This window comes from Nostocoides japonicum T1-X7 (genome assembly GCF_001046855.1).
Lineage (GTDB): Bacteria > Actinomycetota > Actinomycetes > Actinomycetales > Dermatophilaceae > Nostocoides > Nostocoides japonicum.
On the sequence record NZ_HF570958.1, the window covers coordinates 492,698 to 515,193 of the forward strand.

At 72.8% G+C, this 22,496-nt stretch carries 24 protein-coding genes; 6 read left to right on the top strand and 18 right to left on the bottom strand.

The window, feature by feature from the left end:
• On the top strand, positions 1-780 hold a 780-nt coding region (locus BN12_RS02240; RefSeq protein WP_053079929.1), incomplete at its 5' end, for an ROK family protein.
• Positions 781-783: 3 nt separating this feature from the next.
• Positions 784-1,560: a glucosamine-6-phosphate deaminase gene (nagB, locus tag BN12_RS02245; RefSeq protein ID WP_048549841.1), complete on the top strand. Its 777-nt coding sequence runs from the start codon at positions 784-786 to the stop codon at positions 1,558-1,560.
• Between the two features lie 21 nt (positions 1,561-1,581).
• Here the strand turns inward: nagB and BN12_RS02250 are convergent, their stop codons facing one another.
• Together BN12_RS02250 and adh are read right to left on the bottom strand one after the other, a co-directional pair.
• A complete protein-coding gene (locus BN12_RS02250) occupies positions 1,582-1,962 on the bottom strand; it encodes a DUF779 domain-containing protein (protein ID WP_048555906.1) in 381 nt (126 codons plus the stop codon).
• Between the two features lie 121 nt (positions 1,963-2,083).
• A complete protein-coding gene (adh, locus tag BN12_RS02255) occupies positions 2,084-3,607 on the bottom strand; it encodes an aldehyde dehydrogenase (RefSeq protein WP_048555907.1) in 1,524 nt (507 codons plus the stop codon).
• Positions 3,608-3,725: 118 nt separating this feature from the next.
• Here adh and BN12_RS02260 point away from each other — a divergent pair, with 118 nt between their 5' ends.
• Entirely contained in the window at positions 3,726-4,913 is a 1,188-nt protein-coding gene (locus tag BN12_RS02260; protein ID WP_048549842.1) for a GAF domain-containing protein, read from the top strand.
• A gap of 12 nt (positions 4,914-4,925) precedes the next feature.
• Here BN12_RS02260 and BN12_RS02265 read toward each other — a convergent pair whose 3' ends face one another.
• From BN12_RS02265 to BN12_RS02285, 5 genes are all read right to left on the bottom strand, one after another.
• Positions 4,926-5,177, bottom strand: coding sequence for a hypothetical protein (locus BN12_RS02265; protein WP_157635304.1), 252 nt, complete (start codon positions 5,175-5,177; stop codon positions 4,926-4,928).
• Positions 5,178-5,351: 174 nt separating this feature from the next.
• Positions 5,352-5,843 (bottom strand): cysteine hydrolase family protein, encoded by a 492-nt coding sequence (locus BN12_RS02270; RefSeq protein ID WP_200901123.1) that lies wholly within the window; start codon positions 5,841-5,843, stop codon positions 5,352-5,354.
• 101 nt (positions 5,844-5,944) lie between these two features.
• Complete coding sequence (locus BN12_RS02275; RefSeq protein ID WP_048549844.1) at positions 5,945-7,372, bottom strand: MFS transporter; 1,428 nt, start codon at positions 7,370-7,372, stop codon at positions 5,945-5,947.
• Positions 7,372-7,812: a MarR family winged helix-turn-helix transcriptional regulator gene (locus BN12_RS02280; protein WP_048549845.1), complete on the bottom strand. Its 441-nt coding sequence runs from the start codon at positions 7,810-7,812 to the stop codon at positions 7,372-7,374. The genes BN12_RS02275 and BN12_RS02280 overlap by 1 nt, the downstream gene beginning before the upstream one ends.
• A gap of 33 nt (positions 7,813-7,845) precedes the next feature.
• Positions 7,846-8,292 carry a MarR family winged helix-turn-helix transcriptional regulator gene (locus BN12_RS02285; RefSeq protein WP_048549846.1) on the bottom strand — a complete coding sequence of 149 codons (447 nt, stop codon included), beginning with the start codon at positions 8,290-8,292 and terminating at the stop codon, positions 7,846-7,848.
• Positions 8,293-8,373: 81 nt separating this feature from the next.
• On the opposite strand from BN12_RS02285, the gene BN12_RS02290 reads away from it, so the two are divergent.
• Positions 8,374-9,333, top strand: coding sequence for a quinone oxidoreductase family protein (locus BN12_RS02290; RefSeq protein ID WP_048549847.1), 960 nt, complete (start codon positions 8,374-8,376; stop codon positions 9,331-9,333).
• Here the strand turns inward: BN12_RS02290 and BN12_RS02295 are convergent.
• From BN12_RS02295 to BN12_RS02325, 7 genes are all read right to left on the bottom strand, one after another.
• Entirely contained in the window at positions 9,259-9,837 is a 579-nt protein-coding gene (locus BN12_RS02295) for a hypothetical protein (RefSeq protein ID WP_048549848.1), read from the bottom strand. The genes BN12_RS02290 and BN12_RS02295 overlap by 75 nt on opposite strands.
• 178 nt (positions 9,838-10,015) lie before the next feature.
• A complete protein-coding gene (locus tag BN12_RS02300) occupies positions 10,016-12,367 on the bottom strand; it encodes an ATP-binding cassette domain-containing protein (protein ID WP_048555908.1) in 2,352 nt (783 codons plus the stop codon).
• Positions 12,367-13,260, bottom strand: a complete 894-nt coding sequence (gene mmuM / locus BN12_RS02305) for a homocysteine S-methyltransferase (RefSeq protein ID WP_048549849.1) — start codon at positions 13,258-13,260, stop codon at positions 12,367-12,369. Before mmuM ends, BN12_RS02300 begins: the two co-directional genes overlap by 1 nt.
• A 72-nt stretch (positions 13,261-13,332) precedes the next feature.
• Positions 13,333-13,743, bottom strand: a complete 411-nt coding sequence (locus tag BN12_RS02310; RefSeq protein ID WP_048549850.1) for a type II toxin-antitoxin system VapC family toxin — start codon at positions 13,741-13,743, stop codon at positions 13,333-13,335.
• Positions 13,740-13,979, bottom strand: coding sequence for an AbrB/MazE/SpoVT family DNA-binding domain-containing protein (locus tag BN12_RS02315; RefSeq protein WP_048549851.1), 240 nt, complete (start codon positions 13,977-13,979; stop codon positions 13,740-13,742). Before BN12_RS02315 ends, BN12_RS02310 begins: the two co-directional genes overlap by 4 nt.
• A 123-nt stretch (positions 13,980-14,102) precedes the next feature.
• A complete protein-coding gene (locus tag BN12_RS02320) occupies positions 14,103-14,762 on the bottom strand; it encodes a response regulator (protein ID WP_083454352.1) in 660 nt (219 codons plus the stop codon).
• On the bottom strand, positions 14,759-16,621 hold the full coding sequence (locus tag BN12_RS02325; protein WP_157635305.1) for a sensor histidine kinase: 1,863 nt from the start codon (positions 16,619-16,621) through the stop codon (positions 14,759-14,761). Before BN12_RS02325 ends, BN12_RS02320 begins: the two co-directional genes overlap by 4 nt.
• A 148-nt stretch (positions 16,622-16,769) precedes the next feature.
• Between BN12_RS02325 and BN12_RS02330 the strand changes: the two genes are divergently transcribed.
• Positions 16,770-17,348: a hypothetical protein gene (locus BN12_RS02330; RefSeq protein WP_048549853.1), complete on the top strand. Its 579-nt coding sequence runs from the start codon at positions 16,770-16,772 to the stop codon at positions 17,346-17,348.
• Positions 17,349-17,543: 195 nt separating this feature from the next.
• On the opposite strand, the gene ychF is transcribed toward BN12_RS02330, so the two are convergent.
• The 3 genes from ychF to BN12_RS02345 all read right to left on the bottom strand — a co-directional run bounded on the left by ychF (position 17,544) and on the right by BN12_RS02345 (position 20,263).
• Complete coding sequence (ychF, locus tag BN12_RS02335; RefSeq protein ID WP_048549854.1) at positions 17,544-18,629, bottom strand: redox-regulated ATPase YchF; 1,086 nt, start codon at positions 18,627-18,629, stop codon at positions 17,544-17,546.
• Between the two features lie 12 nt (positions 18,630-18,641).
• A complete protein-coding gene (locus BN12_RS02340) occupies positions 18,642-19,175 on the bottom strand; it encodes an NUDIX domain-containing protein (RefSeq protein ID WP_048549855.1) in 534 nt (177 codons plus the stop codon).
• Between the two features lie 80 nt (positions 19,176-19,255).
• The gene (locus BN12_RS02345; protein WP_083454354.1) at positions 19,256-20,263 is read right to left on the bottom strand and encodes a helix-turn-helix transcriptional regulator; all 1,008 of its coding nucleotides are present in this window, start codon (positions 20,261-20,263) and stop codon (positions 19,256-19,258) included.
• 63 nt (positions 20,264-20,326) lie between these two features.
• On the opposite strand from BN12_RS02345, the gene BN12_RS02350 reads away from it, so the two are divergent.
• Positions 20,327-20,932, top strand: a complete 606-nt coding sequence (locus BN12_RS02350; protein WP_048549856.1) for a TIGR03086 family metal-binding protein — start codon at positions 20,327-20,329, stop codon at positions 20,930-20,932.
• A gap of 27 nt (positions 20,933-20,959) precedes the next feature.
• Here BN12_RS02350 and BN12_RS02355 read toward each other — a convergent pair whose 3' ends face one another.
• Complete coding sequence (locus BN12_RS02355) at positions 20,960-22,456, bottom strand: gluconokinase (protein WP_048549857.1); 1,497 nt, start codon at positions 22,454-22,456, stop codon at positions 20,960-20,962.
• Positions 22,457-22,496: the final 40 nt, after the last annotated feature.

The following is a 22,496-nucleotide window of genomic DNA, read 5'->3' on the forward strand; positions in this document are numbered from 1 at the left end:
GAGGTCATGGCCGCCCCCGGGGTCGAGGGCTCGGTAGCCTCCGTGGGTGCCTGTATGCCGGGACTCGTCGACGCCACGACCGGATGGGTCGTGCACGCGCTCAACCTCGGCGTCGAGCGGCTCGACCTCCGCGGGGAGCTCTCCCGGCAGCTGGGGCGCCCCGTCGCCGTGGAGAACGACGTGAAGGCCGCGGCCATCGGCGCGCGCGAGCTCGTCGGCGACGCGACGGAGGTCATGGCATACCTCAATGTCGGAACCGGCCTCGCCGCGGCGGTCGTCGACTCCTCGGGTGAGGTCATGCGCGGGATCGGCGGTGCCGCAGGGGAGATCGGCCATCTGCCGGTCGGTGGTGACGTGCCGTGCGGATGCGGCCAGGTCGGGTGTCTGGAGACCCTCGCGTCCGGTTCGGCGCTCGCCCGGCTGTGGCCGCAGCCCGACGGACAGCTGCGTGACCCCTTCGCGGCCGCCGCAGCCGGCGACGAGATCGCCGCCCGTGCCGTCGAGACCCTGTGTGAGGGGATCGGCCTCGCGATCCAGCTGCTCGCGCTCGCTGCGGGCGCCGAGCACGTCGTCGTCGGTGGCGGCCTCACCGACCTCGGCGACCCGCTCGTCGAGGGCATCGCCGCGCAGCTGCGGGCTCGGGCCGCGAGGTCGCAGCTCATCGCGGGCCTGTCGCTCGCCGACCGCTTCGAGGTCCTGCGCTCCGACGTGCCCGTCGCGGCCGTCGGCGCCGCCCTCCTCCCCCGGACCACCACGCCGCTCGTCGCCGAAGGAGCCTGACCCATGGAGATCATCGTCTGCCCGACGCCGGAGGAGGTCGGCCGCCGGGCCGCCGACTCGGTCCTCGCCGCGCTCCCGGACGACCGGGACCCGGTGCTTGGCCTCGCGACCGGCTCCTCACCGCTCGGTCTCTACCGCGAGCTCGGACGCGCCGTGTCCGAGGGGCGTGCGGACTTCTCGTCGGCATACGGCTTCGCCCTCGACGAGTACGTCGGGCTGCCTCCGGGCCACCCGCAGGGGTACCACCAGGTGCTGCTGCGCGAGGTGTCGGAGACCGTCGGCCTCCCACCCGACCGGCTCAACGTGCCCGACGGGAGCGGGCGCACGCTCGCCGAGCTGACGGCCGGGGCGCGCGCGTACGAGGAGCGGATCCGGACTGTCGGCGGCGTGGACGTGCAGATCCTCGGCATCGGCGCGAACGGCCACCTCGGCTTCAACGAGCCCGGGTCGGCCCTCACGTCGAGGACGCGGGTCAAGCGGCTGGCCGCACGGACCCGGACCGACAACGCGCGGTTCTTCGAGACCATCGAGGACGTGCCGACGCACTGTGTCACCCAGGGACTCGGCACGATCCTCGATGCGCGCCGGCTCGTGCTCGTCGCGACCGGATCCGCGAAGGCCCACGCCATCGCGGCCGCCGCGGAGGGCCCGCTCACGGCGTCCGTGCCCGCCTCGATCCTCCAGTGGCACGCCGACACGGTCCTCGTCCTCGACGAGGACGCCGCCCAGCTGCTGACGAACCGCCAGTACTACGACGACGCCGCCGAGGGGCTCGGCTGATCTTCTCCCGAGGGCCGCAGATCAGAGCAGGTCGAGGGCGACGAGCTCCTCGTCGGAGAACAGCCGCGAGCGGATGAGGAACCGGACACCCTCGGGAGCCTCGAGCGAGAAGCCGGCACCCCGGCCGGGGACGACGTCGATCGTCAGGTGCGTGTGCTTCCAGTATTCGAACTGGCTGCGCGACATCCAGACCGGGACGGGCTCGACGCCGTCGACGACGAGCCGGCCGAGGAGGACGTCGGCATCGCCGGTGAGGAACTCCCCCGCAGGGTAGCACATCGGGGACGAGCCGTCGCAGCACCCGCCGGACTGGTGGAACATGACCGGCCCCTGGCGCGCGACGAGGCGTCCGATGAGGTCGGCCGCCGCCGGGGTGACGGCGACCCGCTCGACGTGCTCCACGGGTATGCCGTCGCCCTCGGACGGCGTGGCGGCGGAGGCCTGCGCGTGGTCCGGCGCCGCCGGGACCGCGTCAGGGGCGGTCCCGGCAGCGCCGTGCTCGGTGGTGGAGGCCATGGGCCGGTCAGAAGAACCCGAGCTTGTCGGGGCTGTAGGACACGAGGAGGTTCTTCGTCTGCTGGTAGTGGTCGAGCATCATCTTGTGGTTCTCCCGACCGATGCCCGACTGCTTGTACCCGCCGAAGGCGGCGTGGGCCGGGTAGGCGTGGTAGTTGTTCGTCCACACCCGGCCCGCCTTGATGCCGCGGCCCATCTCGTAGGCGAGGTTGCCGTTGCGCGTCCACACGCCGGCGCCGAGGCCGTAGAGCGTGTCGTTGGCGACCTTGAGGGCGTCCGCCGCGTCGTCGAACCGGGTGAGCGACACGACCGGGCCGAAGATCTCCTCCTGGAAGATCCGCATCGAGTTGTCGCCCTCGAAGACGGTCGGCTGGACGTAGTAGCCGTCGGCGAGCTCGCCGCCCAGGTCGTTGCGGGCGCCGCCGGTGAGGACCTTGGCTCCCTCCTGCCGGCCGATGTCGAGGTAGGACAGGATCTTCTCGAGCTGGTCGTTGCTCGCCTGGGCGCCCATCATCGTGTCGGTGTCGAGCGGGTCACCGACGGTGATGGCCTCCACCCGGGCGATGGCGTCGGGCACGAAGTCGGAGTAGATCGAGGACTGGACGAGCGCCCGGGACGGGCAGGTGCAGACCTCGCCCTGGTTGAGAGCGAACATCGTGAAGCCCTCGAGAGCCTTGTCGTAGAAGGCGTCCCGCGACGCGGCGACGTCCTCGAAGAAGATGTTCGGGCTCTTGCCGCCGAGCTCGAGGGTGACGGGGATGAGGTTCTGGCTCGCATACTGCATGATGAGGCGGCCCGTCGTCGTCTCGCCCGTGAAGGCGATCTTCGCGATCCGGGAGCTCGACGCGAGCGGCTTGCCCGCCTCGACGCCGAAGCCGTTGACGACGTTGACGACCCCGTCGGGCAGGAGGTCGCCGACGAGCTCCATGACCTTCAGGATCGACCACGGCGTCTGCTCGGCGGGTTTGAGGACGACGGCGTTGCCCGCCGCGAGTGCGGGTGCGAGCTTCCAGACGCCCATGAGGATGGGGAAGTTCCACGGGATGATCTGGCCGACGACACCGAGCGGCTCGTGGAAGTGGTAGGCGACCGTCGTCTCGTCGATCTGCGAGATGCCGCCCTCCTGGGCGCGGATCGCCCCCGCGAAGTAGCGGAAGTGGTCGACCGCGAGCGGCAGGTCCGCCGCGAGCGACTCGCGGACCGCCTTGCCGTTGTCCCACGTCTCGGCGACTGCGAGGTCCTCGAGGTTCTCCTCGATGCGGTCGGCGATCTTGTTGAGGATGTTCGCCCGCTCCGCCACGGAGGTGCGGCCCCATGACTCGGCGGCGGCGTGCGCGGCGTCCAGCGCCTTGTCGATGTCCTCCGCCGTCCCCCGGCCCACCTCGGTGAAGGCCTTGCCCGTGACCGGGCTGATGTTCTCGAAGTACTCGCCCTTGACCGGGTCGACCCACTCGCCCCCGATGTAGTGGCCGTACCGGCTCTCGACCGAGACCGAGGATCCCTCGGTGCCGGGCGATGCGTACCTGGTCATGTCCTGCTCCCAACGTCGTCGTTCGGTGCCCTGCCGGGTCCTCACGAACGCTAGGCCGGTGAAGGTTGCAACGACGTTGCCCTTGTCTGGACCCGTCCCGTCGCCTTCACTGGTGGACATGCCTCGTGCGATGCGGCCGGAGGTCGCCGACTCCTGGCAGCGGTCGGCCGCTGCCGGCGTCGACGCGGGCGCCGACGAGCCGCCGATCACCCTCGACGAGGAGGCGCTGGCCGCCTCGCGCGCCGACCATCCGCTGGCCGCCGTCTACCCCCTCCTCGACGAGGTCCTCGGCGAGCCGGCCCGGCGCAGCGACGCCCTCCTCGCCCTCACCGACGACCAGGGGCAGATCCTCTGGCTCAGCGGGACGACCGCCACCCGGCGCCGGGCGGAGCGGATCGGGTTCGTCGAGGGGTCCAACTGGGACGAGCAGTATGCCGGGACGAACGCGCCCGGGACCTCCCTCACCCTCGACCGTCCGACGATGATCCTCGGGGCGGAGCACTACCGCGAGTCCGTCAAGCCGTGGAACTGCGCCGCCGCACCGATCCACGACCCGACCGGCCGCATCCTCGGCGTCCTCGACATCACCGGTGGCGCCGACGTCGCGGTCCCCATGACCCTCGCGATGGTCCACACGGCCGCGCGCCTCGCCGAGGCCGAGCTGGCGTCGGCATACCGACCGACACCGGCCCACGGCCCGAATGCCGCGGGCCGGCTCGCCACGGCGCCCTTCACCCTCGAGACCCTCGGGCGTCGCGAGGCGACCCTCGCCCATCGCGGACGGCGCCAGGTCCTCAGCCGCCGGCACAGCGAGGTCGTCGCTCTCCTCGCGGCGCATCCCGAGGGACTGACCGGCGACGAGCTGGGCCTCATGCTCTACGAGGGCGGGTCGACCGTCTCGACCCTCCGCGCCGAGCTGAACCGGCTGCGCGGGCTGCTCGGCGAGGAGATCCTCGGCTCGCGGCCCTACCGGCTCCTCGTCGACGTCGCCGCCGACTGGCACCTCGTCGCCGCGTCGATCGCCGCCGACGACCTCGTCACGGCGGTCCGTCGGTATGCCGGTCCGCTGCTGCCGTGGTCCGACGCCCCCGGGATCCGCGACCTGCGCGACGAGCTCCACGCCGACGTCCGCCAGGCGCTGCTCGCGAGCCGCCGAGCCGATCTCATGGCGGGGTGGACGCGAACCCCGTGGGGGTCGGACGACTACGCGGTGTGGCTGGCGCAGGAGCAGCTCGTCCCGTCCGGCTCCGCACTCCACCGGGTCATCCGGGCCCACCTCGCCCGCCTCGACGCCGAGCTGGCATGAGGTGGCTGACGCTCAGATGCGGGTGAGACCGGTCCCCGTGACCCGGTAGCGGACCGAGGTCGTGCCGGCGAGCCTCGTCGACGCCGGGTCGGCCATCGCGGTCGTCCCCGCGGGATGGGCGACCCCGGTCGCGACGCCGGCCGCCTGCGCCGTCGCGGTCGGCAGGACGCCGAACGCCACCATGGCGACGAGCATGACGGAGCCGACCGCGCGGAGCACGCGGCGTGGGAGGGACGCTGTGGCGGGACGGGGTGTCGTTGTCATGACGACACCGTCCCGCGCTGGCGTTGGCTCGCACTGTGCGGAGTCTGTGTCCTCACGGTGACCGGCGACGACCGCGACCTCCTCGCGAACCGCAGTCCCTCGTGGGGAAGCCGGCCGGAGTCAGGGCTCTGGCTCCCTTCCCCACGAGAGTCTCGTGCGCTGGGGACGGACCGTTCAGCGGGCGAGCAGGGCTTCGAGGTCGGCGACCCGGACGAGGTCGGCCTGGGACGGGAACACCGAGGAGAGCAGCATGTCGTGGACGACCGGGTTGGCGTCGGCGCAGCCGTCCTCGAGGACGACGATGCGCAGGTCGCGGTCGGCGGCGTCACGGACCGTGGAGAGGACGACGCCGCTCGTGCTGATGCCGGAGAGGACGACGGTGTCGACGCCGCGCGCGGCCAGCTGGTCGGCGAGGTCGGTCGTGGAGAATGCGCCGACCCGCGTCTTGCGGACGACGACATCGCCCTCCCGGGGCGCGACCCGGTCGTGGACGGCGGTCGACGGGGAGTCGGCGTGCATCGCGTCGCGGTTGCCGGCGAAGCGCTGCCCCACCCGGCTCCCCTCCGGGAGTGCGTCGAAGTCCGCGTCGGTGAGCGCGACCCGGACGAAGCCGATCGTGACCCCGGCCGCCCGGGCCGTGGCGACGGCATCGGCGACCCGCTCCACCCACGAGTGGAGCGGCGACGTCCTCCGGCAGCCGGCCGACGATGCCGTTCTGGAGGTCCATGACGAGCAGGGCGGTGCGGGCGGGGTCGAGGGGGGCGATGTCAGGCATGGGTCTCCTGGGGTCGGGGCTGTCGACGAGACAGCGTGCTGGCGAGGGAGCGGTCGGCGACGGTGACGACGACGAGGGCGAGGGACACGGCGACGGCGAAGGCGGCGAGGTCGTGGAGACCGGTCGTCGTGACGCGGTCGCCGAAGAGGGCGGCGTTGGCGGCCGAGGCGATGATGGCACCGAGGTACATGAAGGTCCGCATGAGCCCTGCTGAGCCGCCCAGCCGCTCCGGATCCGCCTGGAGGTAGACGGCGTTCTGGTTCGCGAGGTTGTTCAGGCCCTGGGGTATGCCGAGGACGACGGTCACGGCGACGATGGTCCAGATGGCGCTCGTGCCGGTCAGCAGGAGGAGCAGCGCCGATCCCGCCACCTGGGTGAGGGCACCGACGACGAGCTTTCCGCGGATCTGCGGTCGCGGGCCGGTCGTCGTCGACACCACGATGCCGACGAGGAAGACGGGCAACAGGAGCAGCCCGGCCTGCGTCGCCGTGAGCCCCCGCCCATCCTCCAGCCACTGGGTGAAGCCGTAGAGGAAGGCATACGACACCGTCTGGGCGAGGACGACGCGCAGGTAGGTGAGGACGAGGGGGACGTTGCCGCCGAGGACCCGCAGGTCGATGAAGGGGACGGCGGCCCGGCGTTCGCGCACCGCGAAGCCGGCGAAGAGGATGACGGCGCCGGCAAGGGCCGCCCAGGGCGGGCTCTGCAGCTCCATGAGGAACACGAGGAGCGCGGTGAGAGCCCCTGCGAACAGGGCCATGCCCGGGAGGTCGAGGACGGGCAGCACCTCCCGGCGAAGGCCTCGCGGCCGTGGGTCCCGTGGGAGGCGTGCGAGGGCCAGGGCGAGCGAGGCGATGGCGAGCGGGACATTGACGGCAAGGGTCGCCCGCCAGCCCGCGAGCCCGATGAGCAGGCCGCCGATCGTCGGCCCGACGACGGAGATCGTCTGGGTCGAGATGGCGAGGACGGTGAGGACACCCGCCGGGCTCTCGTGCCCGGTCCGGTCCGCCTCCCGGCGGATGAGCGTCATCGCCGACGGGTATCCCGCGCAGGTCCCCAGCCCGAGGAGGACCCGTGCCGCGATGAGCCAGCCGAATGCGGGCGCTGCCGTGCCGACGACCCCTGCGGCGAGCGTGAGGACGGCGCCGATGAGGTAGAGACGGCGCGGCCCGAAGAGGTCGACGAGCCGTCCGACGACCGGCTGCCCGACGGCGGTCGCGAGGTAGAGCGCGGAGACGAGCCACGCGGTCTGCGACGGCGGGACGCCGAACGCCGCGCCGATCGGCACGAGCGAGACGGCGATGATCGAGGAGTTGACGGGGTTGAGGATCGCCCCGATGACCATCGGGGGGATGAGCCGACGATCGAAGGCCGAGCCGACGATCCCGTCGCTGCGCCTCGCGCGGCGCCGGTACGGCATCACTCGTCGAGCACCTTCTCCAGGATCCGGGTCGCCGTGAGGAGGGCCTGCCGCTCGGCCTCGTCGAGGCGCTCCTCGAGCACCGCGACGAGCCAGTGGTGACGCTCCTGGCGCTTTCCCTCGAGGAGGTCGCGTCCGGCCGCCGTCAGGTCCAGCAGGTGCGCTCTTCCATCCGTGGGATCGGGTCGGCGGACGACGAGCGACTCTCCGTCGAGGGCGGCGACGGTGGCGGCCATCGACTGGGGACGCACGCCTTCGACGGCCGCGAGACCGCTCGTCGTCATCGCGCCGTCCCGGTCGAGCCGGGACAGGACCGCGAGCATCGACGGGGAGAGGCCACCGCGGCCGGAGACGGCGAGCAGCCGCCGCTTGAGACGGCCGTATGCGACGAGGAGCTCGCGCGCCGCGGCGACGGACGACTCGTGGGCGACTCCAGGCATATTGCTCAGTCTAGACTGAACAGTCCAGCCTGTCTAAATGGCGAGCATCCGCTCGAGCAGGTCGACGAGCCCGGCCTGCTCGGCGACCGTGAGACGCGTCGTGAGCGGCGCCAGACCGGCAGCGAAGGCCGCCCCGCCCCGGGCCGCGAGCTCGCGCCCGGCGGGTGTGAGCTCGACCTCGACGGCACGACGGTCCTCCGCGCAGGACACCCGGCGCAGCAGGCCACGCGCCTCTGCCCGGTCGACGAGCCCACTGAGGGTCGAGCGCTCCAGCCCGAGATGGTCGGCGAGGTCGCTCATCCGCAGTCGGCGGTCCCGCAGGATCGCGAGGACGCGGACCTGGGTGAGCGAGAGGTCATGGTCGGCGGCCAGCCGGGTGAGCAGCCCCACCGTCGCGAATCCAGTCTGCGCGAGCGCGTCGGCGAGCCGTTCCGGGGTGGCAGACTCTCGCGGCCGGTCCGCGGGGCGCGATCTGGGCATGAGCCGATCCTACCTTGCAGTAATTCGTAGTACGAACTAGATTGATTCGTACTACGAACTAGATCGTCGACAAGGAACACCATGAAGGCTGCTCTCGTCACCCGCTACGACGCTCCACCGGCATACGCCGACGTCGAGGAGCCACGGGCCACCGGCCCGCACGACGTGATCGTCGACGTCCTCGCCGCCGGGCTCCATCCGCGCGTCCTGTCCCAGGCGGACGGCTCGCACTACACGAGCACCGCGGAGCTGCCACTCGTCCCGGGCATCGACGGCGTGGGGCGGGATCCCGAGGGTCGGTTGCGGTTCTTCGTGCTCGACGACACGACGCAGGGCTCGATGGCCGAGCGCACCGTCGTCGACGTCCGGCGCAGCGTCGTGCTTCCCGACGACTGCGACCCGGTGGCGGTGGCCGCCGCCATGAACCCGGCGATGTCGTCGTGGATCGCGCTGCGTCGCCGGATCGCCTTCCACCCGGGGCAGAGCGCGCTCGTCCTCGGGGCGACGGGCAACGCGGGGCGGATGGCGGTGCAGGTGCTGCGCCTCCTCGGGGCGTCGTCCGTCGTCGCCGCCGGGCGTGACGAGGGACGCCTCACCGAGCTCGCCTCCCTCGGCGCCGACGTGAGGGTCCGGCTCGACGCTCCGGACACCCGTTCCGCACTGGGTGCCGCGGCTGCCGACGTCGACGTCGTCGTCGACTACGTGTGGGGTGAGCCGACGGCTGCGGCGATGACGGCCGTCGTGACCGATCGCGTCGACCGCGGCCGGGACCTCACCTGGATCGAGGTCGGGTCGGTCGCCGGGCCGGTCGCCGCCATCCCGTCGGCGGCCCTGCGCGCGGCGCGGCTCTCGATCGTCGGCAGCGGCCAGGGCTCGGTGAGCACCCCGGACATCGTCGCGGAGCTGCCGTCCCTCGCCGACGTCATCAGCGAGGGACGGCTGACCGTCGACGCCCGCCCGGTGCCGCTACGGGAGGTCGGCGACGTCTGGACGGACGCGCGTCGCACGGGGCACCGGATCGTCGTCGTCCCGGGCGCCTGAGGTCTCCTCGACGATCGCGTCGACGAGCCTCGCCAGCTCGGCACCGGACCAGCCGATGCCCGGGCAGCCGAGGAGGTAGTCGGCGATGTCCCCGGGCGTGAGGCCGTGTGCGTCGCGGAGTCCGCTGACGACCCATCGCAGGTATGCCGCGCTCGGGAGGTTGGCGCGCAGGTCGGCCGCTCCCCCGCCGTGGCTCATCGTGAGGACCGCCCGGCCGTCGAGGCGCCCGAGCCGATGCACCGTCTCGTAGTGCCCCGGGCCGAGGGCGACGGTGGCCGCGCGGACCGAGGGGTCCCGCACCGGCGCCAGGAGGAGCGGCTCCACGTCCCTCGGCGGGTCCTCGGCGGCCCGGCCCCGAGGATCACGGTGCATCTCCTGGGTCACGACGTCGACGAGCTGGGCACACGTCAGCAGGTAGCCGCGCATGAGTGCCGGTCCGGGTCGCGCCGGGTCGTAGAACGCCATGCCGCCGCCCCAGACCGTGCTCTCCTCGGCGAAGTGCACGGAACCCTCGGCGACGAGCGGCCGATCGGCTCTCGGGGAGGGCTCGCGTCACGGCAGCCGGGATACGTGTGCCGGCCACCGGGTGGACGCCCTCCCGCGACGTAGCAGTGGAAGCGTTCGAGGCTGAGGTTCGACCCGTATGCGGCGTACCAGACGAGGTCGTCGCCGTCCGTCGCGGTCACCGCAGCAGGTACCGGCCGGTGAGGCTCTCGGGTGCACCGGGCAGCCCGTCGGGCGGGCCGGCGTGGACGACCCGTCCGCCGCGATCGCCCGCTCCGGGCCCGAGATCGACGACCCAGTCGGCACCGACGATGACGTCACGGTCGTGCTCGGCGACGACGACGGTGTTGCCGGCGTCGACGAGGCGGTGGATCTCCGTCGTGAGGCGCTCCCGGTCGGCGGGATGGAGCCCGGTCGTCGGCTCGTCGAGGAGGTAGAGGGTCCGCTCCCGGCTCGTGCGCTGCAGCTCGGTCGCGAGCTTGATCCGCTGTGCCTCGCCGCCGGACAGCTCGGTCGCGGGCTGCCCGAGGCCGAGGTATCCGAGGCCGAGGGCGTCGAGGGCGCGCAGGCTGCGCAGAATCGGCCTCTCCTCGGCGAAGACGGCGAGGGCGTCCTCGACGGACAGGTCGAGGACGTCGGCGATCGTGCGCCCACCCCACCTCACCTCGAGGGTGTCCGGCAGGTAGCGGCTTCCCCCGCAGGTCTGGCACGGGGCATACGAGCCGGGGAGGAACATGAGACCGACCTCGACCATCCCCTCCCCCTGGCACGTCGGACACCGGCCCTCGGCGACGTTGAAGGAGAACCGGCTCACGCCGAATCCCCGCTCCTTCGCATCGCTCGTCGCGGCGAAGAGCCGGCGGACGTGGTCGAACAGACCGGTGTAGGTCGCGAGGTTGGAGCGGGGCGTGCGCCCGATGGGCTGCTGGGTGATCCGGACCAGGCGCCACTCCCCGGCACCGTCGGCGACGGCGTCGAGCAGGCTCGTCTTGCCGGCTCCCGACACCCCCGTCACGACGCTCAGCACGCCGAGGGGCACGTCGACGTCGAGGTCGTGGAGGTTGTGGCGGCGTATGCCACGCAACCGCAGCCAGTCCCGCGGCTCCCGGACCGCCCGGGTCCGCCGGGACGGCCGGTCCAGCCAGGCCCCGGTGACGGACTCCGCAACCCCGGTGAGCCCGTCGACCGGTCCCGAGTAGAGGACGCGCCCACCATGACGTCCCGCACCGGGGCCGACGTCGACAACCCAGTCACAGCCGCGGACGAGGTCCCGGTCGTGCTCGACGAGCAACACGCTGTTGCCGCCCTCGACGAGCCGCCGGACGACGTCGCGCAACGCCGCGGAGTCGGCGGGATGGAGCCCGGCCGACGGCTCGTCGAGGACGTAGACGACCCCGAAGAGTCCGGTGCCGAGAAGCGTTGCGAGACGCAGCCGTTGGAGCTCGCCGGCGGAGACCGACCCGGTCGGGCGAGCGAGGGACAGGTGGCCGAGGCCGAGCTCGACGAGGACGTCGAGGCGACCGAGGAGCTCGTCGAGGAGCGTCGTCTCGGCCTCCGTGACAGCGGCCTGCGTCGACACGCCCGCGTCGAGGTCCCTTCGGCGCGACCGCGACTCGTCACGCAGCCGGTCGAGCTGCCAGTCCGCGACCACGTCGACGGGGGCGCCCTGCCAGGTCACCGCGAGGGCGTCCGCGCGGAGCCGGCGGCCACGGCATACCGGGCAGGTCTGCACGTCGACGAAGGCCATCGCCCGCTCGCGGGTCGCGGCCGATCCCGAGCCGAGGGACTTCAGCAGGTGCCGCTCGGCGCTGAGGTACTTGCCCTCGTAGGGCCGCTGAATGCGCCCCGCCTCCCGGACCGAGTGGACCGTGACGACGGGCTCCTCGTCGGTGAACAGGATCCAGTCGCGGTCCTCCTGCGACAGCTCGCGCCACGGCCGGTGGATGTCGTAGCCGAGGGTGTCGAGGATGTCCCGGTAGTTCTTGCCGAGCCAGGCACCGGGCCAGGAGGCGATGGCCTTCTCGGCGATGGACAGACCGGGGTCGGGGACCATCGACGCCTCGGTCGCCCGGTGCACCTCGCCGAGGCCGTCGCATTCCGGGCACGCGCCGACCGTCGTGTTCGGCGAGAAGTGGTCGGAGTCGAGCCGGGGAGCACCCTCGGGGTAGGAACCCGTGCGGGAGAACAGCATCCGCAGCGTGTTGGACAGTGTCGTCACGGTGCCGACGGTGGACCGGGCGTTCCCTCCGCCCCGCGTCTGCTGGAGCGCGACCGCAGGAGGAAGCCCGCTGATCTCGCGGACGCGGGGGTTCGTCGCCTGGTGGATGAGCCGCCGCGCGAAGGGTGCGACGGAGTCGAAGTAGCGGCGCTGCGCCTCGGCGTGGATCGTGCCGAAGGCCAGCGACGACTTGCCGGAGCCGCTCACGCCGGTGACGGCGACGAGACGGGTCCGCGGGAGGTCGACGTCGACGTCCCGCAGGTTGTGCAGTCGGGCCCCGCGCACCCGAATGCCCTCGAGCTCGGCACCCATCACGACCACCTCCCCAGCGCCCGAGACAGGTCCCGGATGTCGTCGGGACCGACGCGGCAGCAGCCGCCGACGAGGCGGGCACCGGCCTCGACCCAGGCCCGGACGTCGTCGGGATGGAAGGCGGAAACGCCTGTCCAGCAGCGGCTTTCCGCATCCCATGCCTGGCCGCTGTTGGGGTATGCCACTGCGGGACGGATGGTGGCCGTGGCCGTCAGCGCGGGGAGGACGTCGGCCGGCGCGCAGCAGTTGACGCCGACGGCGATCACCTCGGGGACGTCGGCCGCCATGGCGAACGCCTCGGCGAGCGGCTCGGCCTGCCTCGTCCGGGTGCCGACCGCGCTGAGCGAGACCCACGCGGGATGCCCGCTCCCCTCGAGCTCCGTGAGGAGCGCCTCGACCTCGGAGAGGCAGGGGATGGTCTCGAGCGCGAGGACGTCCGCGCCTGCCTCGGCCAGCACGGCCAGACGGGGCCGGTGGAAGGCGCGCAGCTCCGGGACGCTCAGCCCGTAGTCGCCCCGGTATTCGGAGCCGTCCGCGCGAACCGCGCCGTAGGGACCGACGGACGCGGCGACCCAACCGCCGGGTGCCTCCGCGTCCCTCGCCCGGCGTGCGCACGCGACGCTCTCCCGGAGCAGCCGGACCGTGTCGTCCTCGTCGAGGCCGGCGGCCGCGAAGCCCTCGAACGACGCCTGGTACGACGCCGTCGTCGCGACCTGCGCGCCGGCTCGGAAGAACTCCCCGTGCGCCGCCTCGACGGCACCGGGATCGTCACGCAGGAGCCGCGCGGACCAGAGCGCCGACGACAGGTCGTGACCGCGCGCCTCGAGGAGCGTCGCGAGACCGCCGTCGAGGACGACCGGTGCCGAGCGCAACGCCTCCGCAAGACTGCTCATGCGCGGATCCTCGCATGCCGTCGAGGGCATGGCGTCGCGGCCGCGCGGTCGGGAGGGACGACCCTTCCGCGCTCAGGTGAGCAGATCGACCCTGGTGCCGACCGCCTCGTAGGTGCCACGAGCTCGCGCGTCCCGCGTCGCGAGCGGCAGGTCACGGGACCGTGCGGCAATGCCGACGAGCGCGTCATACGCGGCCCCGCCGGCGATGCCTCGCTCGGCGAGGGCCCGATGGATGGTCCGGAAGCCTTCCTCGTCGACCACGACGGCCTCCTCGAAGTTCGCGTCGATGAGGGCGACCGCGTCCGCTGGCGACACTCTCGCGTCGCCCGGCAGCCGCGTCAGGACGGAGTACGTCTCCACGAGGGCATGACCGCTCAGCGTGAGTGAGCGACCGCGTGCCCACTCGGTCACCTCCTCGTGCGTCGGGTGCGTCGCGACGAGGAGCGGCACCGCGACGCTCGTGTCGACGGCGGTGAGCGTCACCGTCGGCCCGCGTCGATCAACGCGAACATGTCGTCATCGGTCACGACGGTCGAGCTCACCGCGACCAGACGACCTCCCGAGTCGCGTTGCAGCTGCGCGGTTCTGCCCCCGCGTGTCACCTGCACGCCCGTGCCGTACGCCGAGATGTCCACCGTGGTCCCGGGCGTCAGCCCGAGGGCGTCCCGCAGGCTCTTCGGCAGCAGGATCCGTCCGCCGGAGTCGATGGTCGCTTCCATGGGAAAATGCTACCAGTCAAATCCCAGGGGCAGCCGACGACGACCGGATGGCCCAGGCGCTCACGTCCTCGTGCGTCGGGTGCGTCGCGACGAGGAGCGGCACCGCGACGGGCTCCGGCCCCCTCACGGCTCCCTCGGGCCACGGGCCACACCCGTCTCGTAGGCGACGACGACGGCCTGCACCCGGTCGCGGAGGCCGAGCTTCATGAGGACGCGGGCGACGTGGGTCTTGACGGTCGTCTCGCCGATGAACAGCTCGGCCGCGATCTCGGCGTTCGACATGCCTCGGGCGATCAGGCGCAGCACGTCGATCTCACGGGCGGTGAGCCGGTCGAGGGCCGGCGCGTCGGTCCGAGGGCGGTCGCTCGTGAACCGGTCGACCAGCCGCCGGGTGAGCGCCGGAGCAAGGAGCGCGTCCGCGCCGTGGGCGGCCTGTCGGACGGCGACGACGATGTCCTCCCCGGGCATGTCCTTGAGGAGGAACCCGGAGGCTCCGGCCCGCATCGCCCGGTAGACGTACTCGTCGAGATCGAAGGTCGTCAGCATGAGCACTCGCGTCGTCGTCCCGGCGGCGGCGAGCCGGGCCATGGCGTCGAGTCCGTCGACGCCCGGCATCTGCACGTCGAGAAGCAGGACGTCCGGACGGGTCGCGGCCACGAGGGCGACCGCCTCCGCGCCGTCGGCGGCCTCACCGGTGACGACGACGTCGGGCTCGCCCTCCAGGATCATCCGCAGCCCGCTGCGCACCAGCGGCTGGTCGTCGGCGATGGTGACCGTGATCACCGGAAGGCCCTCTCCACACGGCGTGCCGGGATGGTGGCGCGCACCTCGAACCCCCCGTCCTCCCGCGGTCCCCAGCACAGGTCGCCGTCGTGGGCGACGACCCGCGCCTGCAGTCCCACCAGTCCCTGCCGGCTCCCCGACACGCTGCCGGGCCGGGTCGCCCTCCCGTTGCGCACCGCGACGACCAGCTCCCGGCCCTCGGGCCCGATGGTCACGGTCACGGACGCGCCAGGAGCGTGCCGGAGGGCGTTGGTCAGCGCCTCCTGGACGATCCGGTATGCGACCTCCCGCGTCTCGTCGTCGACGAGCCGGAGCGCGTCGGCGTCGACGGTGTCGGTCGTGATGCTCATGCCGGCGTCCCGGGTCTGCTCGAGAAGCGCGACGAGATCGCCTGGTGTGTCGCCCGTCAGCGCCGTCAGTCCGTCGCGGGCGGCGGCCGCGATGGTCGCCATGACACGTCGCATACGGTCGGGGTCCGTCGCCGCGAGCCGTCGTGCCGCTCCCGCCTGCAGCGCGACGACGGTGAGGCTGTGCCCGATCTGGTCGTGGATTTCACGGGCCAGCCGGACCCGCTCCTCGGCCGCCGCCCGCTCCCGCGCCGCCGACTCCCGACCGACGAGCCGCCTGGTGTTGTCGCGGCTCTGCTCGACGAGCGCGCCGACCTCGTTGACGGCGAGACCACCGAGCCAGCAGACGAGGATGATGACGGCCTCCCCGAGGGGGTCGCCGGTCCCCACCCCGACGAGCTGCCCGCCCCAGCAGAGGACGAGACCGACGAGCGCCGCCCGCCGGGCGGCGAGCGCCGCGACCGCGAAGGCGAGCACGAGGGTCAGGGCGGTGCCGCTGAGGGTTCCGTCGAGAGGCGCGACGAGTCGCGAGAACGCGACGGCGCCGACCCAGGTCAGCGCGGCGGCGGCGAGCGGACGCCGAGCGAGGAGGGCGAGCGGGAGGCAGACGAGTGGACCGGCAACGACCGCGACCCACGAAGGGGTCGAGAGGACGAGGGCGCCGACCGACTCCAGCGCGAGCCCCGCACCGATGACTCCCGCGGCGAGGACGACCCACGGCTGCGCACCGTCCCGGAGCGGACCCAGGTGGTCGACCGTGGGACTCGGGAGGGCCGGTTCAGGCACCTCGACCGGGGCGGTGAGGGCGAGCACCTCATCCCGGGCCCGACCGAGGAGTCCGCGCGCGGCCCGCTCGACCTCACCCGGGTCCGCGCCGTGGTCCGCCCCCTCGGCGAGGGCGCGCAGCCCGTCGAGCAGGACGGGCTGCAGTCGGCGGGTCGTGCGCAGGCGCTCCTCCAGCACCGCGGCCTCCCTCTGCGCCTGGCGGTCGCGCACGAGCTGACGGCGTTGCGCGTCGAGCACCGCGAGCCGGTCCCGGCGCACCCTCACGACCCTGCCCACGGCCGTCGGCAGGAGCCCGACGAACATCGTGAGGAAGGTGAGGCCGTTGACGAGCGCCCATCCGGTCATCGTCGGCCCGTCGATCGCCAGCCCGACGAGCAGCGGCAGCAGGGCGCCGAGGACGAGCGTCCGTCCCCGTCCGTGGGCGCCGAGGGAGTATGCGGAGAACAGGAGGGCCACGAGCCACACCCCGCCACCGTCCCCGGAGTCCGGCCACCGGATCGTCTGGATCGTCGTTCCCAGCGCGGCAAAGGTCGCGATGACCAAGATCGGCGTCAGCGGGTGGGTCCGTCGCACGGCGAGGACGCCGAGCAGCGGCGCACCGCATACCCCGAGGACCAGGAGCCCGGGAGTGTCTCGGTGGAGCGCCACGGTCTCGCCGAGCGAGGCCACCACGAAGCCCGCGGCGACCACCCTGTCCGCGCGGCTCGGCCCTGCACTCCCCGGCACCCGTCACAGCCTAGGCAGGCGCGCGGCTCGTGGAGTCCTCCTCGAGGACGACTCCGTCGGGACGACCTGGGGTCGGCTCCCGGGATGACGACGGCAGGGCCCTGCGGTTCCTATCGTCCCGTGCCACACCTCGTGGAAGGAGACTCCGATGACCGCGACCGCACTCCGTGCCGAGACTCGGTCCGACACGTTCTGGCTGCGTCTGACGCTGGTCGGCCTCGCCCTGGCCGTTCTCGGGCTGCTCATGATGGGCCTGACCATGCTGCTCGGGCCGGAGGCGTCCGGCGGCCCGTTCCGGCACGCGAGCGACGACGTGCTGACCGCCGCTGCCCTGCCCCACGGCCTCGGGCTCTTCCTCGCCGTCCTCGGGGTCCACCGCCTCCAGCGGGGCCGGGACGGCGTCCTCGGCCGGGCCGGCGTCTGGGTGTACGGCGTGTGTGTGGCCGAGCTGATCATCCAGTGCATGGCCTCGCTCGCGGCCCGGTCCGAGCTGATCTGGGGACCCGTCTACCCGCTGTGCGCGTTCGGGCTGATGGTCGGGCTCGCGCTGCTCTGCGCCGGCTCCTGGCGGGTCGGCCTGGTCCCGACGTGGATGCTCGCGCTCTGGCCCCCGCTGGGACTGCTCGGCTCGTTCCTCGCCGTGGGTCCGGTCCCGTTGGTCTTCGCCGTCTTCCTCGTCGTCCTCGGCGTCGTCCTGCCGACGCGGCTGCGGGCTCAGGCGCTCTGAGCGGACCCGAGCCGGCCGGCTCGGGTCCGCTCAGCCCGCTCCTTCTTCGCACGTGCCGAGTTGTTGTCGTCGAACCGCCTCGGCAAGGACATCAGCTCGGCACGTGCGGTGGGCCGCGCCGCACGTGCCGAGTTGTCGTCGTCCTACTCGCGAGTAGGTAGCGATATAGCTCAGTGGCGGCGTCCGGCAAGAGCCCTACACGTTGAAGCGGAACTCGACGACGTCGCCGTCGGCCATCACGTAGTCCTTGCCCTCCATGCGGACCTTACCGGCCGCCTTCGCCGCGGCCATCGAGCCGGCGGCGACGAGGTCGTCGAAGGAGACGATCTCGGCCTTGATGAACCCGCGCTGGAAGTCGGTGTGGATGACGCCCGCCGCCTGCGGAGCGGTCCAGCCCTGGTGGATCGTCCAGGCGCGCGACTCCTTGGGGCCGGCCGTGAGGTAGGTCTGCAGCCCGAGGGTGTGGAACCCCTTGCGGGCCAACTGGTTCAGGCCGGGTTCGGTGACCCCGACGGACTCCAGCAGCTCCATCGCCTCGTCCTCGTCGAGCTCGGCGAGGTCGGACTCGAGCTTGGCGTTGAGGAAGATCGCGTCGGCGGGCGCGACGAGCTCGGACATCTCCTTCTGGAACGTCTCGTCGGTCAGCTGGTCCTCGTCCACGTTGAAGACGTAGAGGAAGGGCTTGGTCGTCAGCAGCCCCAGCCCCGCGGCGATCCCGGGCTCGACCCCCGCGGCCGGCCCCCCGGCATACAGGGTCCTCCCCTCCTCGAGGACCCGCTGGGCGGCGAGCGCCGTCTCGAGGACCGCCTTGTCGGTCTTCTTGCCCTTGACCTCCTTGTCGAGGCGGGGCACCGCCTTCTCGAGAGTCTGGAGGTCGGCGAGGATGAGCTCGGTCTCGATGGTCTCGATGTCGCCGGCGGGCGAGACCTTGCCTTCGACGTGCGTCACGTCGTCGTCGTGGAAGGCCCTCACGACCTGGCAGATCGCGTCGGCCTCGCGGATGTTCGCGAGGAACTTGTTGCCGAGTCCCTCCCCCTCGGACGCGCCGCGGACGATGCCGGCGATGTCGACGAAGGACACCGTCGCGGGCACGATCTTCTCCGACCCGAAGATCCTCGCGAGGACGGCGAGCCGCTCGTCGGGCAGGGGCACGACACCGATGTTGGGCTCGATCGTCGCGAACGGGTAGTTCGCCGCGAGGACGTCGTTCTTCGTGAGGGCGTTGAACATCGTCGACTTGCCGACGTTGGGGAGCCCGACGATTCCGATGGTGAGTGCCACGGGGACAGCAGTCTAGTGGCGCCGCGGAGGCTCGCTGTTCTCCAGGTATGCCGTCCCACCGGTGCCGTCGAGGACCAGCCGGAGCATCTCGGCGGTGTAGGGGGCGACGTGAGCGGCGACCTCGTCGGAGGGCACCCAGTGGACGGCTCGGATCTCGCGGCGCAGCAACCGGGCCCGGGTCGCGACGCGTTCCGGGACGACGCCGAGGTCGAAGAGGAAGAGGACCGCGTCGTCCCACCCGCGGTACGGAGGGAGCCAGTTGACGGCGAGGAGCGCCCCGGGGTCGACGCCGATCGCCAACTCCTCCTCGATCTCCCGGACGACGCACGACGCCGGCGACTCCAGGGGGTCCACGACACCGCCGGGGAGATCCCAGTCGGACTTGTACGTCAGCTCGCACAGGAGGATCTCGCCGGACTCGTTGCGCAGCAGTCCCTGGGCGATGGCCCGCTTGGTCGGCAGGCGGTCGTTGAGGATCCGGTTGAAGGAGATCCGGCCCTCGTCGGTCGTGAGGTCCGGTGCGGTGCGCGGCGGCCGGTCAGCCACGGGTCGCGCCGGAGGCGGCGAGGGAGCATGCGAGGGAGCGCGCCGCATACGACAAGACCCTCTCCGACATGGTGCCGAGGTTACTGGACAGCGCTCGGCTCCGGCGCCCCGGGCCGCGACCGCGCGTACAGCCGCGAGAGCGTCGCGGTCGTCGAGCGGACCTCCTCCAGCAGATCGTCCGGAGCGAGGAGGACGACGTCGGGTGCCCACGCGAGGACGAGGGCGAGGGCGGGCTTGCGGGCTCGGACGACCAGGCGCCACCGACGCTGGCCGGGATCGCCCACCGGCGCAGGCTCCGTCTCGGTCGCCAGCTGTGACCGGGCGACGAGGAAGAACATGGCCCGGACCTCGTCGCCGACCTCGATGTCGATCGTCACCGGGTCACGCACCCGCTCCTCGAACCCGGAACGCAGCTCGGCCCACACCTGCGCGAGGGGCCGGCCGTCGCCCGGCGCGACCGGCTCGTCGAGGACCGTGACGTCGACGATGCGGGAGACGCGATAGGTCCGCATCCGGCCACGATGGGCGGCGACGAGGTACCACCGGCCCGACTGGTCGACGAGACCACGAGGGTCGACGGTCCGCCCGCTCGGCGCGTCGGCGTCCGGCCGCTGATATGCGATCCGCACCCGGCGGCCCGCGACGGCCGCCTCCCGGAGCTGCGGCAGCACGGGGACCCGCTCCGCCTCGCCGAACCACCGGCGCCGGTCCGACAGGAGGACGGCACCGAGGCTCTCCGCCTCGGTCACCGCCGTCTCGGACGCGGACGCCGCGACCTTCGCGAGCGCGCCCGTCAGCTCGGATCCGAGACCGAGCTCGGCGGCTCCCTCCCGGCTCGACCAGGCGAAGAGCGCCTGCGCCTCCGACGCCGTGAGCCCGGACGCGTCCGTCGTGAACCCGTCGAGGAGGACGCACCCGCCGTGACGGCCCCGTTCGGTGAAGACGGGCACTCCGGCCGACGACAGCGCCTCCATGTCCCGCAGCACGGTCCGCTCGCTGACCTCGAGGCGCGCGGCGAGGTCTCCCGCCGTCAGCCGGCGATGCCGCTGCAGGAGGACGAGGATGCGCAGGAGCCGGTCGGCACGCATACGACCCAGATTCCCATGGAAACCTGACAGTGGATGTCCGGTTATGACGATGGACTGGTTCCCATGGACACGACAGCCACCACCCAGACCCCCACGACGATCCCCGACCTCCGCCCGGTTCTCGCGCGGGCGCTCGACCAGGCCGGCCGGCTCGTGACGTCGACCGACCCGAGCGACGCGAGCCGGCCCACGCCGTGCGACGAGTACGACGTCGCCGCCCTCGTCGACCATCTCCAGGCGGTCGTCCGGCGCATCGGCGCCGTCGTCCGCGGCGAGCCGTTCTTCTCCGTTCCGAGGGAGTGGCACTCCGAGGACTGGGCTGCGGACTGGGTGGCCGGCCGGGCCGGCACGGACTCAGCGCTCGCCGGTGCCGACCTCGAGCGGGTCGTCGACGTGCCGTGGGGTCAGGCACCGGTGGGGGCCGCCCTCGGCATGTACGTCAGCGAGCTGGCGACGCACGCCTGGGATCTCGCCGTCGCGACGGGCCGGACCGCGGGGCTCGACGACGAGCTCGCCGCCATCTCGCTGACCGGCGCCATGGACAAGCTCCCGCGGGAGGGCCGTGGTCCGGAGATCCCCTTCGGCCCGGTCGTCGACGTGCCGCAGGACGCCCCGGCATACGACCGGCTCGTCGGCTGGAACGGCCGCGACCCGCGGTGGACACCCTGAGGGCCGGAATGCCGGACCGCGGCCCCGTCAGGAGATCGCGACGGGGTACAGCTCGTCGAAGCGGGCTCGCACGGCCGCGTAGTGGTCGGCGTGCTCCGGTCGCGGCTCGAAGGTCCGCTTGACGGGCGGCGTGGCGCGCTCGACGCCCGGCGCCACCGCGTCGATCGCGGTGAGCGCCGTGCCGAGGAGCGTGGACCGCTTGAGCTGGACGTGCTCGACCGGCACCTGCAGGGCGTCCGCGAGGATCTGCAGGAACGACGGATACAGCGCGGTGACGCTGCCCGAGGCGGCCACCCGGGCCGCCTCGGGCGCGACGGCGTGCAGCTGCTCGCTGATGCGGGCGTAGCCGATCGCCACGCCCTCGGCCGCGCCGCGCACGATGTCCGCCGGGCCGTGCGCCGCCGACACTCCGGCCATCACCATCCGGGCCCGGGCCGCCCACCCCGTGCTCCGTTCGCCGGTGAGGAAGGGCACGACAGCCGGCGTCCCGGGGACCGGGTCGGCGCCGAGGACGGCGTCGACCTCGCAGGGTGCCAGGCCGGCCGCGATCCCCGAGGCGAGCCAGCCGAACACGCGGCCCACGTCGGTGAGCGCACCGCCGAGGAGGCTGCGGTCCGCGTCGATGCGGTAGCACCACAGGCCGGTGGGCAGCTGGGCCGGCTGGCCCGGCACGACGACGCGCATCGCCCCGGACGTCGCCGCACCGCAGCCGATCGCGCTCGCGTCACGGGCCCCGGTCCCCAGATTGTGGCCCAGCCCGTCCCCGATCGCGGGGAACCACTCGGCGCCCACCAGTCCGGGCCACCGCCCACCCCCCGTGACATCGGGCGCCGACAGCGGCACGCCGGGGTCCTGGACCGGTGACAGCCGGTCGGCCCCGACCCCCGCCGCGGCGAGGATCTCGGGGTCCCACGCGCCGAGACGGCGGTCGAGCATCCCCGTCCACGCGGCCGTCGGGGTGCCGGCCGCCGTGTGACCGATGAGCCTGAGCTGGACGTACTCCCCGAGCGACACGAACCGGACCGCGTCCGCGAAGACCCGCGGCTCGACGCGGGAGAGCCACCGCAGCCGTGGCGCGAGGTAGCTCGTGTGGAGGCGGGTCCCCGTGCGCTGCTGGACGGTCGTCTCGTCGAGCTCCTCACGAAGCTCCTCGACCTCGGCGGAGCACCGGCTGTCGGCATACGTGTAGCAGGGGGTCAGCGCCCGGCCGTCCGCGCCGACGGCGACGAGGGAGGACGCGAAGGTGTCGAACGCGACCCCGCGGATGCGGCCGGTCGCAGGCCCTCCCGGCCCGGCGAGGCCGTCGAGGATCGCCGCGATCTCGTCCGTCACCTGATCCGCGTCGATCTGCGACGTGCCGTCCTCGCCGACGGTGAAGGCGTGGCACGTCTTGACCCGCCCCGAGATCGGTCGTCCCGTCGCGTCGAAGAGCGCGCCGCGCGTCGCGGTGGACCCGACATCGAGGGCGAGGACGAGCGGATCGACAGCGTCGTCCTGCCCGATGCAGAAGGGGGTCGCGGTCATGGTCGGGAAATATAGCCCTCACCTCCGGGTCACCCCTTGG

Coding starts and splice junctions, on each gene's coding strand:
- nagB (WP_048549841.1), top strand. CDS start 784: ATGGAGATCATCGTCTGCCCGACGCCGGAGGAGGTCGGCCGCCGGGCC.
- adh (WP_048555907.1), bottom strand. CDS start 3,607: ATGACCAGGTACGCATCGCCCGGCACCGAGGGATCCTCGGTCTCGGTC.
- BN12_RS02260 (WP_048549842.1), top strand. CDS start 3,726: ATGCCTCGTGCGATGCGGCCGGAGGTCGCCGACTCCTGGCAGCGGTCG.
- BN12_RS02265 (WP_157635304.1), bottom strand. CDS start 5,177: ATGACAACGACACCCCGTCCCGCCACAGCGTCCCTCCCACGCCGCGTG.
- BN12_RS02275 (WP_048549844.1), bottom strand. CDS start 7,372: ATGCCGTACCGGCGCCGCGCGAGGCGCAGCGACGGGATCGTCGGCTCG.
- BN12_RS02280 (WP_048549845.1), bottom strand. CDS start 7,812: ATGCCTGGAGTCGCCCACGAGTCGTCCGTCGCCGCGGCGCGCGAGCTC.
- BN12_RS02285 (WP_048549846.1), bottom strand. CDS start 8,292: ATGCCCAGATCGCGCCCCGCGGACCGGCCGCGAGAGTCTGCCACCCCG.
- BN12_RS02290 (WP_048549847.1), top strand. CDS start 8,374: ATGAAGGCTGCTCTCGTCACCCGCTACGACGCTCCACCGGCATACGCC.
- BN12_RS02300 (WP_048555908.1), bottom strand. CDS start 12,367: ATGGGTGCCGAGCTCGAGGGCATTCGGGTGCGCGGGGCCCGACTGCAC.
- mmuM (WP_048549849.1), bottom strand. CDS start 13,260: ATGAGCAGTCTTGCGGAGGCGTTGCGCTCGGCACCGGTCGTCCTCGAC.
- BN12_RS02315 (WP_048549851.1), bottom strand. CDS start 13,979: ATGGAAGCGACCATCGACTCCGGCGGACGGATCCTGCTGCCGAAGAGC.
- BN12_RS02330 (WP_048549853.1), top strand. CDS start 16,770: ATGACCGCGACCGCACTCCGTGCCGAGACTCGGTCCGACACGTTCTGG.
- BN12_RS02345 (WP_083454354.1), bottom strand. CDS start 20,263: ATGCGTGCCGACCGGCTCCTGCGCATCCTCGTCCTCCTGCAGCGGCAT.
- BN12_RS02350 (WP_048549856.1), top strand. CDS start 20,327: ATGGACACGACAGCCACCACCCAGACCCCCACGACGATCCCCGACCTC.
- BN12_RS02355 (WP_048549857.1), bottom strand. CDS start 22,456: ATGACCGCGACCCCCTTCTGCATCGGGCAGGACGACGCTGTCGATCCG.